The 15,386-nt window shown below is 73.9% G+C and carries 14 protein-coding genes and 1 tRNA gene; 14 read left to right on the forward strand and 1 reads right to left on the reverse strand.

Annotated elements, in window-relative coordinates; translation table 11 throughout:
* Positions 1–106: 106 nt before the first annotated feature.
* From PATMI_RS0113785 to PATMI_RS0113840, 11 genes are all read left to right on the forward strand, one after another.
* The gene (locus PATMI_RS0113785) at positions 107–1,348 is read left to right on the forward strand and encodes a PucR family transcriptional regulator (RefSeq protein ID WP_026911310.1); all 1,242 of its coding nucleotides are present in this window, start codon (positions 107–109) and stop codon (positions 1,346–1,348) included.
* A 63-nt stretch (positions 1,349–1,411) separates the two neighbouring features.
* A complete protein-coding gene (locus PATMI_RS0113790) occupies positions 1,412–2,200 on the forward strand; it encodes an MTAP family purine nucleoside phosphorylase (protein ID WP_026911311.1) in 789 nt (262 codons plus the stop codon).
* 208 nt (positions 2,201–2,408) lie between these two features.
* Positions 2,409–4,067, forward strand: coding sequence for a hypothetical protein (locus tag PATMI_RS37945; RefSeq protein WP_026911312.1), 1,659 nt, complete (start codon positions 2,409–2,411; stop codon positions 4,065–4,067).
* Between the two features lie 113 nt (positions 4,068–4,180).
* Positions 4,181–5,335: a hypothetical protein gene (locus tag PATMI_RS0113800; protein ID WP_026911313.1), complete on the forward strand. Its 1,155-nt coding sequence runs from the start codon at positions 4,181–4,183 to the stop codon at positions 5,333–5,335.
* A gap of 113 nt (positions 5,336–5,448) precedes the next feature.
* Positions 5,449–5,520: transfer RNA gene (locus PATMI_RS0113805), tRNA-Gln, on the forward strand.
* 23 nt (positions 5,521–5,543) lie between these two features.
* Entirely contained in the window at positions 5,544–6,950 is a 1,407-nt protein-coding gene (glmU, locus tag PATMI_RS0113810) for a bifunctional UDP-N-acetylglucosamine diphosphorylase/glucosamine-1-phosphate N-acetyltransferase GlmU (protein ID WP_026911314.1), read from the forward strand.
* 287 nt (positions 6,951–7,237) lie between these two features.
* Positions 7,238–8,218, forward strand: a complete 981-nt coding sequence (locus PATMI_RS0113815) for a ribose-phosphate diphosphokinase (RefSeq protein ID WP_026911315.1) — start codon at positions 7,238–7,240, stop codon at positions 8,216–8,218.
* A gap of 202 nt (positions 8,219–8,420) precedes the next feature.
* Positions 8,421–8,711, forward strand: coding sequence for a helix-turn-helix transcriptional regulator (locus PATMI_RS0113825; protein ID WP_026911316.1), 291 nt, complete (start codon positions 8,421–8,423; stop codon positions 8,709–8,711).
* Complete coding sequence (locus PATMI_RS0113830) at positions 8,708–9,757, forward strand: hypothetical protein (RefSeq protein ID WP_026911317.1); 1,050 nt, start codon at positions 8,708–8,710, stop codon at positions 9,755–9,757. The genes PATMI_RS0113825 and PATMI_RS0113830 overlap by 4 nt, the downstream gene beginning before the upstream one ends.
* A 109-nt stretch (positions 9,758–9,866) precedes the next feature.
* A complete protein-coding gene (locus PATMI_RS0113835; RefSeq protein ID WP_026911318.1) occupies positions 9,867–10,181 on the forward strand; it encodes a hypothetical protein in 315 nt (104 codons plus the stop codon).
* 182 nt (positions 10,182–10,363) lie between these two features.
* Positions 10,364–11,434, forward strand: coding sequence for a cellulase family glycosylhydrolase (locus PATMI_RS0113840; RefSeq protein ID WP_026911319.1), 1,071 nt, complete (start codon positions 10,364–10,366; stop codon positions 11,432–11,434).
* A gap of 49 nt (positions 11,435–11,483) precedes the next feature.
* Here PATMI_RS0113840 and PATMI_RS0113845 read toward each other — a convergent pair whose 3' ends face one another.
* On the reverse strand, positions 11,484–11,771 hold the full coding sequence (locus PATMI_RS0113845) for a DUF4235 domain-containing protein (RefSeq protein ID WP_026911320.1): 288 nt from the start codon (positions 11,769–11,771) through the stop codon (positions 11,484–11,486).
* A 50-nt stretch (positions 11,772–11,821) separates the two neighbouring features.
* Here PATMI_RS0113845 and PATMI_RS0113850 point away from each other — a divergent pair, with 50 nt between their 5' ends.
* The 3 genes from PATMI_RS0113850 (at position 11,822) to pth (ending at position 15,370) form a co-directional block, all read left to right on the forward strand.
* On the forward strand, positions 11,822–13,933 hold the full coding sequence (locus tag PATMI_RS0113850) for a glycoside hydrolase family 2 protein (protein ID WP_026911321.1): 2,112 nt from the start codon (positions 11,822–11,824) through the stop codon (positions 13,931–13,933).
* A gap of 47 nt (positions 13,934–13,980) precedes the next feature.
* Complete coding sequence (locus PATMI_RS0113855; RefSeq protein WP_026911322.1) at positions 13,981–14,658, forward strand: 50S ribosomal protein L25; 678 nt, start codon at positions 13,981–13,983, stop codon at positions 14,656–14,658.
* A 100-nt stretch (positions 14,659–14,758) separates the two neighbouring features.
* The gene (pth, locus tag PATMI_RS30085; RefSeq protein WP_036725849.1) at positions 14,759–15,370 is read left to right on the forward strand and encodes an aminoacyl-tRNA hydrolase; all 612 of its coding nucleotides are present in this window, start codon (positions 14,759–14,761) and stop codon (positions 15,368–15,370) included.
* The last annotated feature ends 16 nt before the right edge of the window (positions 15,371–15,386 follow it).

Consider the following 15,386-nt stretch of genomic DNA (forward strand, 5'->3'; position numbering starts at 1 on the left):
GCCGGGTCCAGCGCGCCCGCCCCTTGCGGCGTCGGGCCTCGTGTGCGCGCCCGCACGCAGGAGGGGGCCCGGGGCGGGCCGGCCCCCCACCGCTACGATCACTCGTGTGAATCCGCCCGACTCGCCGGTGGTCAGTGACGCGGGACCGCTCGACGCCATCGCCGAGGCCGTGTCCTCCGGATCCGGTCTACCGGCCCTCGCCCGCGCCGTGGCGCGGGCCCTCGACGCCGGGCTCGTCGTCGCCGATCGCGGCGGTGCGGTCCTCGCCGTCGCGGCCCGCTCCCGCGACGAGGAGCGTCGGCTCCTCGCCGTCCGCGGCGATCTCGAGTCGCTGACGCTGACGGTGGCGGGGGAGACCGCGGGCAGCGCGGTCCTCCAGCACCGCGGCGAGCCGGACGCCGGCGTCCTCGCGCTCGTGCTGACGGTGCTCGCGCTGGAGGTCGAGCGCGTCCGCGCGCCCGCCCGGGCCAGCCAGGAGGAGGCCGCGGCGTTCTGCTCGGGGCTGCTCGACGGCTCCTTCAGCGACGGGCCGACCATCGTCGAGCGCGGTCAGGAGCTCGGACTCGACCTGACGGAGACCACGGGCGCCCTGGTCGTCCGCGTCCACCCGCACGTCGCCGGCGACGAGGGCTGGCGCGCCCGGGCCCTCGCGGCCGTGGAGCGCGGCGCCCGCGCGGTCAGCCCGAGCTCCCTCGTCGGCGGCCTCGCGCGCCCCGGACCGGCGTGCGAGGTCGTGGCGCTGATCCCCGGCGGCTCCGACGACGCGGTGTCCCGCGCCGCGCAGGCCGCGTTCACGGAGCTCGACGGCGTGCTCCCCGGCCACGGGGTCTCCGTCGGCCACGGCCGCGCGACCGACCAGCCGGCCGACCTGCCCCGGGCCGTGCAGGAGGCCCTCCTCGCCTGCAACGTCAGCGAGGGCGACCCGGAGAACGCGGTCCTCGGCTTCGAGGAGACCGGCGCGTACCGCCTGCTGCTCTCCGCGATGAGCGAGAACCCCGACGAGCTCCGTCGCTTCTACGCCGAGACGATCGAGCCGCTCGCCGCGTACGACGCGCAGTACGAGACCGACCTCGTCGGCACCGTCACGGCCTACCTCGACGCCGACGGCTCCGTCGCCGCCGCCGCGCAGCGCCTCTTCACGCACCGGCACACCGTCCGCTACCGCCTGGAGCGCGTCCGCGAGCTCTGCGGCCTCGACGTCACGTCCAGCGACGGCCGCGAGCGCCTGAGCCTCGGGCTGAAGGCGATGCGGGTCCTCGGACTCGGCCAGCACGACGGGCCGGCGCTCGGCGAGCGGGAGCCCCGCCCGCGCCGCCCGGCGTCGGGCACCCGCCGCACCGCCAGGTGAGCGGACCGGGGCCGGGCGAGGGCCCCGGTGGGCCCCGGCCGGCGCTGTCGTAGCATCGCCCGCATGCGGATCGGCATCGTCACGGGCTCGGGCACCTACGCGCTGGAGGGCCTGGACGGCGAGCGCCGGACCGTGCAGACCACCGACGGCCCGGTCCCGGTGACCGTCGGGACGGTCGGCGGCGTCGAGGTCGTGCACCTCGCCCGGCACCGGGACGGCCACGAGCTCGTGTCGCACCAGGTCACGCACCGCGCGAACGTCCTGGCGTTCCGGGAGCTCGGCGTCGACGCGGTCCTCGCCGTCACCGTCTGCGGCACCTGCGACCCGGACGCCGAGCTCGGCAGCCTCCTCGTCTTCGACGACCTCCACTTCCTCCAGAACCGCCTCGCGGACGGCAGCCTGTGCACGCTCCACACGGAGCCCGGGGCCCCCGGGCGCGGCCACTGGGTGTTCGAGGAGCCGTTCTCGGCGCCGTTGCGCGGGGCGCTCCTGACGGCGGCACGCGACGCCGGCCTCGAGGTCCGGGACGGCGGGTGCTACGGCCACGTCGACGGGCCGCGCTTCAACACGCGGGCGGAGATCAGGGGGCTGGTCGCGGCCGGCGTCACCGCGGTCAGCCAGACCGCGGGTCCGGAGACGACGCTCTTCGGCGAGGCCGGCATCCCGTACGCGCTGATCGGCTTCCAGACGGACTACGCCAACGGGATCAGCGACGTCGCGACGCCGGTGGAGACCCTGATGGAGCTGATCGGGCGCAGCACGGGCTCGTTCTCGGCGGTGCTCGAGCGCGCGATCCCGCTGGTCGCCGCCGACCCGCCGGGGCCGGTCGGCACGAGCATCACCTGGGACTGACCCGGTCGTCTCCGGGAGCGCCCGGAGCCGATCGGTGGGAGCGCCGACGTACGTGTCGGAGCACGCGGAGGGTCTCGGGGCCAGCCCGGAGTGCGCCGCGACGGTTCCCGGTGGCGCCCGGACCGGGGGTGCTGCAGAATAGGTGGCGCGCAAACACTCGCGCCGTCCCCGTCCACCCAGCGTCACCTCTCCCCCGGAGGACACGGCCATGGGCCCCCGATCACCGCTCCACCGTCCCGCGACCGCACCGCGCGTCGGCCGCCGCACCGCGACCGTGCTGGCGGCGTCCGCGACCGCGCTCGTCGCGGCCCCTGCCGCGGGCGCCGCCGTCCACACCGGCCAGATTGCCGGTGGCCCCGCCGGCGGCGCACCGCCCGGCCGGACGATCTCGGACCTCGCGGTCTCCTACGACGACGCCGCCGGGACCCTCACCGGCACGGTCACCATGGCGGGGGCTCCGGCCGCCGGCGACACGGCCGTCGTCACGATCCACCTCGGGACGCCGGACGGCTCGACCTGCGCGGCGCCCCAGGCCCTGATCGCCACGGCGCTCGGCGGCACGGACGCCGCCGCGGGCGAGTCGGGGTCGGGCGCGCAGTTCGGGGCCACCCGCACCACCGACGGCTCCCGCGTGACCGTCACCAGCACCGCGCCGCAGCTCGTCGGCCTCGGCTACCGGTGCTTCTGGGCCCGGGTGAAGAGCGGCGACGCGATCGTCACCGAGACGAACGGCTGGGGGAGGGTCACCACCGCGACGCCGCCGCCCGCACCGACGCCGCCGACCCCGGCACCCGCTCCCGTCCCCGCCCCGCCACCGGTCCCGGCCCCGTCTCCGCCCAAGGCCCCGAAGCTGGCGGTCACGGTCACCGGCGTCCCCCGGACCGTCGCGAAGGGCCGGTGGTACGCGGCGCGGGTCCGCGTGAAGAACGTCGGGACGAGGCAGGCGACGAAGGTCCGGCTGTCGGCCGCGAGGCTGTCGGGCGTCCAGCTGCGCTCCCGCACCGCGTCGTGGCGCTCGATCAAGGTCGGGAAGAGCGTCAGCACCCGCGTGCGCGTCCGCATGACCGGGTCCCTGCCGCAGCGCACCGTGAAGGTCGGCGTGACGGGCTCCTCGAAGCTCACCGCCGCCGCGACGATCGTCCTGCGCCGGAAGGTCGCGGCGCCGAAGCCGACCCCCGCCGGGAAGGGCGGGCCGCTCGCCGGACGGTACTGGTGGGGCTTCGTCAGCCACACCGACCGGGCGTGGGACAACCGCGGCGTCTGGTTCACCGACGGGAAGTGGGCCTACGTCGGGCTGCCCCAGGGCGGGCTCCCGAGGTGCACCGGCCCGAAGCCCACGCTGAACGACGAGGGGAAGCCCACCGGGGACGGCTGCGTCGCCTACACGCTGAACGAGCGGACCGGGACGCTGCGCGTCGGCGACCTGCGGGGCACGTTCCGGAAGGGCGCCCTCGAGCTCGACGACGTGCGGCTGACGGAGCTGGCCGTCCCGAAGGCCGGGTCCCGCTTCGCGGTCAACCTGATCCACCGCGGGTTCAACGGGCTCTGCGGCCTGGTCCTCGGGTGCACGACCTACAGCGAGAGCCTCGCCCTGAACCAGGACGGCACCTTCGCCCGCGCCTCCAGCTCGATCTCGAGCTCCGGCGGCTCCGGCACCGGCGTGCCGTACGTCAACGTCAGCAGCTTCCCGCCGAACCAGCACGGCACCTACGAGATCCTCTCCGCCGGTCGCGCGCGGTTCGCCTACGCCGACGGGACCGTGAGGGTGCAGACGATCGGGATCGACCGGAACACGCAGGGACGGCCCGACCCGGCCACCGGCGGGATCCTGCTCAACGACACCAACTTCTACCCCGACAGCGACTGACCGGACCGGGCGGGCCTCGTGAGCCGATCGTGAGAACCGCTCGCGATCGCCGACCGGGTCCGGTTCAATCCGCGGCGAGCACCGCACCACCGTCCGTCCCAGGAAGCCCGTCCGTGCCCCGATCATCAGCGTCCCCGATCCCCGTCCTGCGACGCGGCGTCGTCCTCCTCTCAGCGCTGCTGACCCTCGCGGTCGCCGCCCCGGGAGCGTCGGCCGCGTCCGGACGCGTCGAGGGCGAGGCCGCGGACGCTCCCCCGAACGAGGCCCCCTCGAAGGCGCTGGACGTGGTGTCCGCGAACGCCGCCTTCAGCCGCACCACCGGCTCGATGCGGGCCACCGTCCAGATGGCCGCCAAGCCGCAGGGCGACGTCGACGTCCAGTTCGGCACCACGCAGCCCGGCGGGGCGTGCGCGACCGAGCTGACGCTCCGCACGAACGTCGTGAAGAAGACCGCGCAGCTGTACGGCAACGCGGGCAACGTCCGCAAGAACGGCAGCCTGAACTACACCGAGGTCGGCACGATCACGACGAAGGTGTCGGACGAGGCCCTCGCCGGCAAGAAGAACATCGACTGCTTCGCCGTGCGGGTCTACGGCGCCGGTGCGAGCCACACGCTCCGGGACTCCCTCGGTCCGGTCCCGATGGCCGAGCGGGCGACCACGCCGCCCACGACGGAGTGCGCCGCGGACGACCCGACGTGCCTGCCGCCCGAGACGTGCCTCCCGGAGGACCCGGCGTGCAACCCGCCGGTGTGCACCACCGAGGCGGAGTGTCCGACGGATCCCTGCTCCCCGGGAGACGTGCCGACGACGGGGACGGACCCGGGGACGGGCGAGATCCCGGTGACGGGGTACTCGGCGACGTCCGGCGGGGCCGTGCGGACGCAGGGCGCGGGGGACGTCGGCGACGGCTGCCCGCCCCCCGACGACGGCCCGGACGGGGGCGCCGCGCCGGACATCTCGGTCCGGTTCTACGGGATCCCCAAGCGCTTGAGGCGCGGTCGGTCCTACGACGTCCGGATCCGGCTGCGCAACGGCGGCGACGCCGACGCCCGCAGCCTCAAGGTCCGCCTAGCGAGGAAGACCGGCGTGGCGATGTCGCGTCGCGTCGCGTCGGTCTCCAACGTCCGCTCGGGCAAGGGCATCACCGTCCACGTCCGGGTCCGGCTCACCTCCGCCCAGGCGAAGCGCACGATCCGCGTCTCGATCTCCGGCGCCGACGTCGACGTGCAGCGCTCGTTCGTCCTGCGGCGACGCGGCGCGAGGTGACCCGCGGCGGGGTCCTCCGGCACCGGGAGACCCCGCCGACCACGTCCGACGACCGCCCGGCGGGAGCAGTAGACGGCCGGCGGTCGGGTGCGCCAGACTGTCGGACCGGCCACTGGGGAGTGGTGTAACGGCAGCACGTCAGCCTTTGGAGCTGTTCGGTCCCGGTTCGAATCCGGGCTCCCCAGCCTCGTCGCATACCCTGCGGCCTGTGAGCACCGAGCACGCCCCGACCGTGATCGTCCTGGCCGCCGGCCGCGGTACGCGGATGCGATCCGCGACCCCGAAGGTCCTGCACGACCTGTGCGGCGTGCCGCTGATCGGCTGGGTGCTGCGGGCCGCGCGCGACGCCGGGGCGGGGCGCACCGTCGTCGTGGACCAGCCGGCGCGCGTCCTCGACGGCCACCTGCCCGACGGCGTCGAGATCGTCGAGCAGCACGCCGACACCCACGGCGACGGCACCGCCGGGGCCGTCACCGCCGCGCTGGCCGCCGTCGACCCCGGTGCGCCCGTCGTCGTGCTCACCGGCGACGCCCCGCTGGTCACCGGCGACGTCGTCCGCGCGCTCCTGGCGACCCACGCCGCGGAGGGCAACGCCGCCACGGTCCTCTCCGCCGAGCTCGATGACCCGGGCCAGCTCGGACGCGTCGTCCGCGACGCCTCGGGTGCCGTCACGAAGATCGTCGAGACGAAGGTCGCGGGCGACGCGACCGCGGACGAGCTCCTGATCCGCGAGGTCAACGCCGGCGTCTACTGCTTCTCCGGCGACCGCCTGCTCGACGCCCTGCCGCGCGTCGGCGACGGCAACGCCCAGGGCGAGCGCTACCTCCCCGACGTCCTCGGCATCCTGCGCGGCGACGGCGACCGGGTCGGGGCCCACCGCGCGCCGACGCCCGAGATCGTCCTCGGCGTCAACGACCGGGCGGAGCTCGCGGTCGTCCGCGAGGTCGCCCAGGCCCGGATCCACGAGGCCCATCTCCGGGCCGGCGTCACGATCGTCCAGCCGGCGTCGACCGTGATCGACGACGGCGTCGTGATCGAGGCCGACGCGGTGATCGAGCCCGGCTGCGTCCTCCGGGGTCGCACGACGATCGCGGAGCGCGCGGTGGTGGGCCCGCACACGACGGCGATCGACGCCACGATCGGCGCCGGCGCCACCGTCCTCCACAGCCACGTCCTCGGCGCCGCCGCCGAGCCGGGGGCGACGATCGGGCCGTTCTCCTACCTGCGCCCCGGCACCGTGCTGCGGGAGAAGGCGAAGGCCGGCGCGTTCGTCGAGATCAAGAACAGCGACATCGGCGCCGGCTCGAAGGTCCCGCACCTGAGCTACATCGGCGACGCCGACGTCGGGCCCGGCACGAACCTCGGCGCCGCGACGATCACCGCGAACTACGACGGGTACCGCAAGCACCGCACCACGGTGGGCGCGGGCGTGAAGACGAGCGTCGACACGACGCTCGTCGCGCCCGTCACGATCGGCGACGGCGCGTACACCGGCGCCGGCAGCGTCATCACGAAGGACGTCCCCGCGGGCGCCCTCGGCATCGCCCGGGCCCGGCAGAACAACCTGGACGGCTACGCGGACCAGGCGGCGGCCCGCGCGAACCCGGAGGGCTGACGACGCGGCGCGCGCCCCGCCCCGGCGGTGCCGTCGGGTCGTCCGCGGGGCACGGGCGCGGCGCCCGCCGGAACCCGCCCGTGAGCAGGAGGAACCGGTGTACGCGCCTCCGCCGCGGGTCGGGGCGGGCCCGGCGGCGTCCGTCACGGGCGCCGACGGCCGAGTAGCCTGCCGGACGGCGAAGGTCGTCCTCGGCCCGCGCCCAGCCTCCTGACTCCTCGCCCTGGATCCGCCTCACCGTGAGCTCCGTCCCGTCGACACTCGCAACGCCCGGCACCAGCCTGCAGCTGGGCTACGACAAGCGACTCATGCTCTTCAGCGGGCGCGCGAACCCCGCGCTCGCGGACGCGATCGGCGGCCGCCTCGGCGTCCAGCCGGGGCCCATCACCCTCAAGACGTTCCAGAACGGCGAGGTCTACTGCCGCTTCGAGGAGTCGATCCGCGGCTCCGACGTCTTCATCGTCCAGCCGACCTGCGGCAACCCGGAGACCGGCATCAGCGCCAACGACGCGCTGATGGAGCTCCTCGTGATGATCGACGCCGCCGTCGGCGCCAGCGCCCACCGCGTGATCGCCGTGACCCCCTGGTACGGCTACTCCCGCCAGGACAAGAAGAGCGCACCGCGCGAGCCGATCAGCTCCCGCCTCGTCGCCCGCATGCTCGAGTCCGCCGGCGCCGACCGCGTCCTGACGATGGATCTCCACGCCGGCCAGGTGCAGGGCTTCTTCCAGATCCCCGTCGACCACATGACGGCGATGATGATGCTCACGCAGTACTTCGTCGACCTGCAGCTCGACGACGAGCTCGTCGTCGTCGCACCGGACGCCGGCCGCGTCAAGCTGAACAAGAAGTTCGCGACCCGCATGAACGCGGACCTCGCGATCCTCGACAAGGAGCGCCCGAAGCAGCAGGTCGCCGAGATCGGCCACGTCATCGGCGACGTGAAGGGCAAGACCGCGATCATCGTCGACGACATGATCGACACGGCCGGCACCCTCCGGGCCGCCGGCGAGGCCGTGAAGGCGGCGGGCGCCTCCCGCGTGTACGCCGCCGCCACGCACGGCGTCTTCTCCGGCAAGGCGTACGAGAACCTCGCCGCCGCGCCGTTCGAGCAGATCGTCGTCACCGACACGATCCCGCTGCGCGCCGGCGCCCCGGACAACGTGCACGTCGTCTCGTGCGCCGCCCTCCTGACCGACTCGATCCGCTCGATCTTCACGGACGATTCGGTCTCCGAGGTCTTCCAGGGCGAGAACCAGCTCTTCTAGGGGCCTCCGGGCTCTGCAGCGGTCCCCCGCGGCGGCGGGGCGGTCACGGTCGATCCGTGGTCGCCCCGCCGCCGTTCGTCGTTCCCGAGCCGGTCCCCTGGTTCCCGATGTCGGCCGTCGTCGTCCGTCCGCGGGAGCGCCAGTTCGTCGTCCTGGAGAATTATGTGTTGTAAAAATACAACGACTCGTCTACGGTGAAGACGTGGGACGCAAGCCGAAGACCGAGGACGCGCCGCTGTACAACCGGCTCCCCGTCCTCCGCGCCGAGCACGGCCTGTCGCGGAAGGACCTCGCGGCGGTCGTCGGCGTGAACTACCAGACGATCGGCTACCTCGAGCGGGGCGACTACAGCCCGAGCCTGGACCTCGCGTTCACGCTCGCCGAGCACTTCGGCCTGCCGATCGAGGCGATCTTCTCCCGGACGCCGTTCCCGCCCATGTCCCAGCAGATGTACGGCGCGCCCGGCGCCGGAACCCAGGAGCAGGACCGATGAGCAGCACGAAGACCCCGGCACAGGACCCGTGGCGCGAGGAGCTCACCCCCAGGGGCCGGGCCAGCCGGCGCCGCTGGACCGTGGTCCTCGCCGTCCTCCTCGTCCTCCTCGGCCTGACGGCCACCAGCGACGGGCTGCACGACGTGCTGCTCCGGGACGGTCCCGGGGCTCGCAGCATCCTCTACGGCGTGATGCTGCTCGTGGTCTTCGGGCTGCTCCGCCGCGGCACGCGGCGCGTGGGCCGGCTCCGCGGCGCCGAGCTCGACGAGCGCGACCGCGCGGCCCGGCACCGGGCGTTCCGCACCGCGTTCGTGCTCTTCCTCGCGGTCGTGGTCGTCACCGCGTGGCTGCTGCCGGAGGTCCTCCCCGAGGCCCGTCGCTCGGAGGACGGCCGCGTCGGGACCGGGTGGGTCCTGGACCGCGACGACCTCCAGGTCCTGATGTGGTGGTTCCTCGCCTGGGCGCTCTTCCTGCCGACGGCGGCCCTCGCCTGGCGTGAGCCCGACGCCCCGGCGTTCGACGACGACGAGGCGGACGAGCCCGGGCCCGTGCTCGGCGACGTCACCCGCGATCTGCTGGTCGCGCTCGCCCTGGTCGCCGGCGCGGCGATCTCGGCCGCGATCGCCGACGACCGGGCGGGCCTGGAGCTGCTCCTGGCGCCCCTGCCGCTCGTCGCGCTGCAGCTGTGGGCGGGGGCCCGGCGGACCCGGCGGACGGGGGCGTCCTGGTCGACGAGCGTCGGGCGGGGCTGGCGGACCGTCCTCCTGATGGTGATCCTCGTCGGCCTGCTCGTGACGGCGGGGCTGCTGGGTGCCGGCGGGGGCTCGTCCGACGGCGGGGACGACGGTCTCGTCGAGCAGCGCGGCCCCGGCGTCTACCGCACGACGGAGGAGGGCGTGACGGACGCGCAGGGCCGCGAGGTCCCGCCGTACCCGTGCACGGTCGTGATCTCCCGCAACGGGAATCAGCTGTTCGGCCCGATCGCCCGGCGCGAGGCACGGCGCATGGGCGAGCCCGTCACCGGGCGGCTCTGTCAGTTCCAGTGAGGGTCGGACCGCGGGCGCAGGCCGGCCCCCCGGAGACGATCGTCGAGCGCCTGCCTCGTGACGCTGAGCGCCCCGCGGTGCACCCGCCGTCCCGCGCTACGCTCGCCGCATGCCGACGACCGCCGCCCAGCTCCTCGCCGAGCGCCTCGGGCTGACCGACGACGAGATCCTCCGGGTCCTCGACGCCGACCCGCTGTCGGTGATCGTCGGCGAGCTCGAGCACAAGCCGCAGCTCGCGCTCCTGCTCACGCTGACGGCCGAGCCGGCCGAGCAGGTCGGGCTCCCGACGCTCCACCGCTGGATGCGCACGTCCGGACCCGCGGGGCGGCCGGTGGAGCTCCTCACCGCCCGGCGCTTCGGGGAGTTCGAGGACGCCCTGGCGACGTTGCGGGACCGCGGCCTCGTGATCCGCAAGAGCTCCTGAGGCCCGTCCTCGCGGGTCGGGAGCGACGCCTGGGCCGCTGTCGCGCGTCCACCGCCGCGACCCGTCGCGGGTCGCGCGCGTCGTCCGTACGTCCGACGCCTTCCCGCGGGCCCCGACCCGGCGTACGCTGGTCCGGCGTTTGGCATCATCCGGACGCCGTTCCCCCGAGAGAGGACCACCACATGTCTCGAACGTCCGCACGAACCCTCGCCGGCGGTCTCGCCGCGCTCTCCCTGCTCGCCGTCGCTCCTGCAGCCTCGAACGCCGCGACCACGAAGGGCCTTCAGGACAACTCGATCCTGAGCGACAACGCCGCCGACCGCGCCGCGTTCTTCGCCGACGCGCGCGCGTCGAAGTCCAAGACGGTCCGCGTCCTCGTGAACTGGGACGGGACGTCGACCTCGGCCCCCGCCGACCAGATCGCGCGCATCCGCCGCGCCGCCACCGAGGGCGGCTCCAGCGTCCGGCTCCTCGTCGGCAGCTACGTGACGATGGGCCGGGGCAAGAAGTCGGGCTCCAAGGTCCCGGCCTCGACCCAGTCGAACTACGTCCTCTTCATGGGCGACATCGCCAGCAAGCTCAAGGACCTGCCGCTCGCCGGCTACCTGACGTTCAACGAGCCGAACTACAAGACCGCCTGGCCGCAGGGGCAGGAGCGCGCGTGGGTGAAGCTCTCCAACCGCGTCTACAAGCAGGTCAAGAAGAGCGACCCCGGCGCCAAGGTGCTCGTCGGCGAGGCCGCCCCGAACACCCGCTCCGGCCAGGCCGGCTCGAACCCGGGCGCGTTCTTCCGCAAGGCGCTGTACCTGAACTCGGCGTTCAAGCCGACCAGCCGGAGCAAGGCGGCGAAGACGAAGCTCCTGGGTGACGGCTTCACCCTCCACACGTACGACTTCTCGCGCTCGCCCACGAAGGCGACGTCCTCGAAGGACCAGTGGACGCACGGCAACCTGAAGACGACCGTCCAGCAGATCAAGAAGCTGAAGAGCGCCGGTCGCCTGTCCTCCGCCGCGGCGAAGAACATCCAGATCACGGAGTTCGCCTACCGCACCGAGGGCAAGTTCAAGACGAAGGACTCCACGGCGGCGAAGTACCTGAAGTCCGCGTTCTCGCTCGCCAAGAAGAACGGCATCAAGACGTTCATCTGGTACCAGCTGCGCGACCCCAAGGGCTCCTCGGACTGGAAGTCCGGCCTCAAGACGGCCGACGGCACGGCCCGTCCGACCTGGAACGCCTGGCTGAAGCTGAAGTGAGCCCCGCGGTGGGGTGCGGTCCGTCCGCGCCCCACCGCCCAGGAGCGGCTCAGGACCCGAGCTGCTCCTGGTCCTCGCGGCGGTCGCCCGGCCACTTCCCGAAGGTGTGCTCGAAGACGTGCATCCCGTAGCGGCTGACCGCTGCCGAGGTGCCCGCGAAGATCGCCGCCTGCAGGGCGGCGGCCGCGATCGCCCGCCCGGCGGGGTCCTCCCGGACCTCCGCGCTGGGCAGGTCGCCGCCGTCCACGCGCTGCCAGACCTGATCGAAGATCGCGGCGGAGGCCCGCGAGGCCACGAGCCCCGCGACGAGGCCGAAGGGCTTGAAGAGGAGCTTCATCGCTCGCGAGAGTAGCGCGGTGTCGTGCCTCGGCGTGCTAGAGAGCAGGGATGCACCGCCCCCTCCGGGTCGCCTCGCGCGTGGCTGCCCTGGCCGTCGTCCTGCCGGCCGTCCTCGCAGCCTCCGCTCCAGCGCAGGACGTCGCCCCGACGACCACCGCGCCCGCGTCACCGGAGACACCACCGGCGCAGGTCGGATCGACGGCCCGGCCGGCCGCCACGCCGCCGACCCCAGGCGGCCGGTACTTCGCCGGACCGATGTACCGCTGGACGATCGGGGGCTCCTGGCTGATCCGCCGCGACCAGGGCGGCGTCGGGGTCAAGAGCGCGTGGCAGCGGCAGGTCGACACCCTCGGCTGGTCCCCCGTCGCGGTCCCGAACGTCTGGAACGCCGGCGACAACAGCAACGCCTCGCAGGTCGGCGGCGTCGTCTGGTACCGCCGGGAGCTGCAGCTGCCGACGATCCCGAAGGGTCGCCGCGGCGGCCTCTTCGTCCTGCGCTTCGAGCGGGTCTCCGTCGGGGCGACGGTCTGGGTCGACGGCGTCCGGGTCCGTGGCCACCGCGGGGCGTACGAGCCGTTCCAGGCGGTGATCCCGAAGGACAAGGCCAAGGACGGACGCGTCGACGTGGTCATCCGCACCGACAACCGGCGCACCGTCGCGGACTTCCCGCCCGGATCCACGCAGAAGGACGGGACGGCCGGCGGCGGCTGGTGGAACGACGGGGGCATCCCGCGCGAGGTCGGGCTCCACTACGCCGACCAGGTCGACCTCTCCAACGTCCAGGTCACCCCGGACCTGCCCTGCAAGGGCTGCGCCGGCGTCGTCCGCTTCCGGGCCACCGCGACGAACTACTCGAGCACCCGTCGCAGGCTGGCGCTCGTCGGCCGCGTCGCCGGCCGCGAGGTGGCGCTCGGCAACGTCTCCCTGCCGCCCAGCCCGTCGCTCGGACGCACGAAGTCGACGGAGGTCCGCGGCGTCGTCAAGGTCCCGAAGCCGCACGTGTGGTCGCCCAAGGACCCGCACCTCTACGAGGCGTCCGTCGAGGGCCGCCTGCTCGACGAGGGCAAGCGGCAGGGCGACCGCGTGATGCGGTACCGCGTCCGGACGGGCATCCGCTCGATCAAGGTCAAGGAGGGGCGGCTCCAGCTGAACTTCGAGAACGTGAACCTCCGCGGCAGCGGCGTGCACGAGATGGACATCCCGAACGGCAGCGCCCTCACCAACGAGGGGCAGGACCAGCTCCTGCAGCAGGTCCGCGACCTCGGGGGCCTCGTGGTCCGCGGGCACTACCCGTTCCACCCCCGCATGCTCGAGGAGGCCGACCGCATGGGCCTCCTCGTCTGGAACGAGATCCCCGTCTACCAGGTCCGCCAGTCCCAGCTGGCCCGCCCGACGGTGGAGGCCGACGCCCTGAACCTCCTGCGCACGACGATCGCGGTCAACGCGCACCACCCGTCCGTCTTCACGTGGTCGATCGGCAACGAGCTGACGACGAACCCCGGGCCGCCGATCGTCAAGTACGTCAAGGACGCCCGGAAGATCGTCGACGAGACCGACCCGACCCGACCGATGGCCTACGCCCGCCAGTCGGGCGTGAAGTACGGCTGCGTCGGCGCCTACGGCCCGGTCGACCTGCTCGGGCTGAACGACTACTTCGGCTGGTACGGCGCGCCGACGGACCCGCTCGCCGACCCCGCCGCGCTGGGGCCGTTCCTCGACGAGCTGCGCAAGTGCAACCCGAACGAGGCGATCATGATCACCGAGACGGGGGCGGAGGCCACGCGGGAGGGCCCGGCGGACGAGGCCGGCACCTACGCGTTCCAAGCCGCCTACGCCGCGCACCACTTCGCGGTCTACCGCGCCCATCCGTGGCTGTCGGGCGCCGTCTGGTGGGGCCTGCGCGAGTTCCGTGTCCGTCCGAACTGGGCGGGCGGCAACCCGACCCCCACCCCGCCGTGGCACGGGAAGGGCCTCCTGGGCCGCGACCTGAGCAAGAAGCCCGCGTGGCAGGTCCTGCACGACGAGTTCTCCGGCCTGGACCAGCTGGCGCCCGCGCCGGCCGGCCCGGTCACGATCCCGCCGTCCCCGCCCGGCCGGTTCGCGCCCAGCGAGTCCTCCGACGGGGACCCGTCCGACGGGGTCGCGTCCCCCGGGGCCTGAGCGTCACGGCGTCCCCGGGAGTTCCCCGCTAAGATCCTCCGTCGCTCATGGCCACGAACTCTTCCTCGCTCGCAGTCGCTTCCCGCGCACCTCTCCACTCGCGTGACGCCCGGCGTGCCCGTCGTCAGGGCAGCGTCCCGGGCGTCATCTACGGCGGGGACGTCGAGCCCGTCTCGATCGCGGTGAACGAGCGCGATCTGCGCCTCACGCTCGCCTCGAAGGGCGCCGTCATCGACGTCGCCATCGACGGCGGCACGAGCGAGCCGGTCGTGCTGAAGGAGGCCCAGCGCCACCCCGTCCGCGGCCAGATCGTGCACGTCGACCTGCTGCGCGTCGACCTCAAGCAGAAGATCCAGACCACGGTCCCGGTCGAGGTCGTGGGCCAGGACGACGCCGAGGCGATGAAGCTCGGCGGCATCGTCACCCAGATCGTGCGCGAGATCACCATCGAGGCCCTCCCGAACGAGATCCCCGAGTCCGTCACGATCTCCGTCACGGACCTCGCCATCGGCGACAACGCCACGGTCGGCGACATCGTCCTGCCGTCCGGGACCACGCTCGTCGACGACCCCGAGCCGATCGCCGTCAGCATCGCCGCCCCGCGCCTGGCCGCCGAGGTCGAGGCCGAGGAGGAGGCCGCGCAGGAGGCCGGCGCCGCCGCGTCCGAGGGCAGCGAGGCCGCCGAGACGACCGTCGGCGACGACGAGTCCGGCTCCGACGACTGACGCCCCGGCCGGGCCGCCGCCCGTCGCCCCGCCGCCGCCGTCCGCGGCGGCCTCCGGGTGACCTGCGGCATCGTGCCCGGCCACGTCGTCCCTCCCTCCGATGGCGCTCCTCGGCGGCACCACGCCCGTCGACTGGCTCGTCGTCGGACTCGGCAACCCCGGCTCGCAGTACGAGCGCACGCCGCACAACGCGGGGTTCCAGGTCGCCCGCGAGCTCGTCCGCCGCTGGGACCTCGGCAAGGGCCGCGCGAAGTTCCGCGGCGAGTTCTGGCAGGGCACCGTCCGCGAGTTCCCGGGCGAGGACCCCACGCGCGTCGCGGTGCTGCTCCCGCAGACCTTCATGAACGAGTCCGGGAGGTCCGTGAGCCCCGCCCGCGGCCAGCTGAAGGTCCCGCTGGAGCGCATCCTCGTCCTGCACGACGAGATCGACCTCGCCTTCGCCGACGTCCGCTGGCGACTGGCTGGCGGGCTCGCCGGCCACAACGGCCTGAAGTCCCTGAAGCGCGAGCTCGGGGAGCCGACGTTCGGCCGCGTCCGGATCGGCGTCGGGCGGCCCGCCTCGACGGACCCGGAGATCGTCTCCGGCTACGTCCTCGGCAAGTGGCGTCAGCCGGAGCACGAGGTCGAGGACCTGATCACGACCTCGGCGGACATCGCCGAGTCGATCGTCTTCGGCCGCCGCGAGCTCGTGGCCGCCAAGCCCAACGGCTGAACGAGTACGGGCCCGC

This window comes from Patulibacter minatonensis DSM 18081 (assembly GCF_000519325.1).
GTDB lineage: Bacteria > Actinomycetota > Thermoleophilia > Solirubrobacterales > Solirubrobacteraceae > Patulibacter > Patulibacter minatonensis.

What these genes read in the sequence shown, in the direction of transcription:
- pth (WP_036725849.1), top strand. Translation starts at nt 14,759, where the DNA reads ATGGCGCTCCTCGGCGGCACCACGCCCGTCGACTGGCTCGTCGTCGGA.
- PATMI_RS37945 (WP_026911312.1), top strand. Translation starts at nt 2,409, where the DNA reads ATGGGCCCCCGATCACCGCTCCACCGTCCCGCGACCGCACCGCGCGTC.
- PATMI_RS0113840 (WP_026911319.1), top strand. Translation starts at nt 10,364, where the DNA reads ATGTCTCGAACGTCCGCACGAACCCTCGCCGGCGGTCTCGCCGCGCTC.
- PATMI_RS0113790 (WP_026911311.1), top strand. Translation starts at nt 1,412, where the DNA reads ATGCGGATCGGCATCGTCACGGGCTCGGGCACCTACGCGCTGGAGGGC.
- PATMI_RS0113835 (WP_026911318.1), top strand. Translation starts at nt 9,867, where the DNA reads ATGCCGACGACCGCCGCCCAGCTCCTCGCCGAGCGCCTCGGGCTGACC.
- PATMI_RS0113845 (WP_026911320.1), bottom strand. Translation starts at nt 11,771, where the DNA reads ATGAAGCTCCTCTTCAAGCCCTTCGGCCTCGTCGCGGGGCTCGTGGCC.
- PATMI_RS0113850 (WP_026911321.1), top strand. Translation starts at nt 11,822, where the DNA reads ATGCACCGCCCCCTCCGGGTCGCCTCGCGCGTGGCTGCCCTGGCCGTC.
- PATMI_RS0113855 (WP_026911322.1), top strand. Translation starts at nt 13,981, where the DNA reads ATGGCCACGAACTCTTCCTCGCTCGCAGTCGCTTCCCGCGCACCTCTC.
- PATMI_RS0113830 (WP_026911317.1), top strand. Translation starts at nt 8,708, where the DNA reads ATGAGCAGCACGAAGACCCCGGCACAGGACCCGTGGCGCGAGGAGCTC.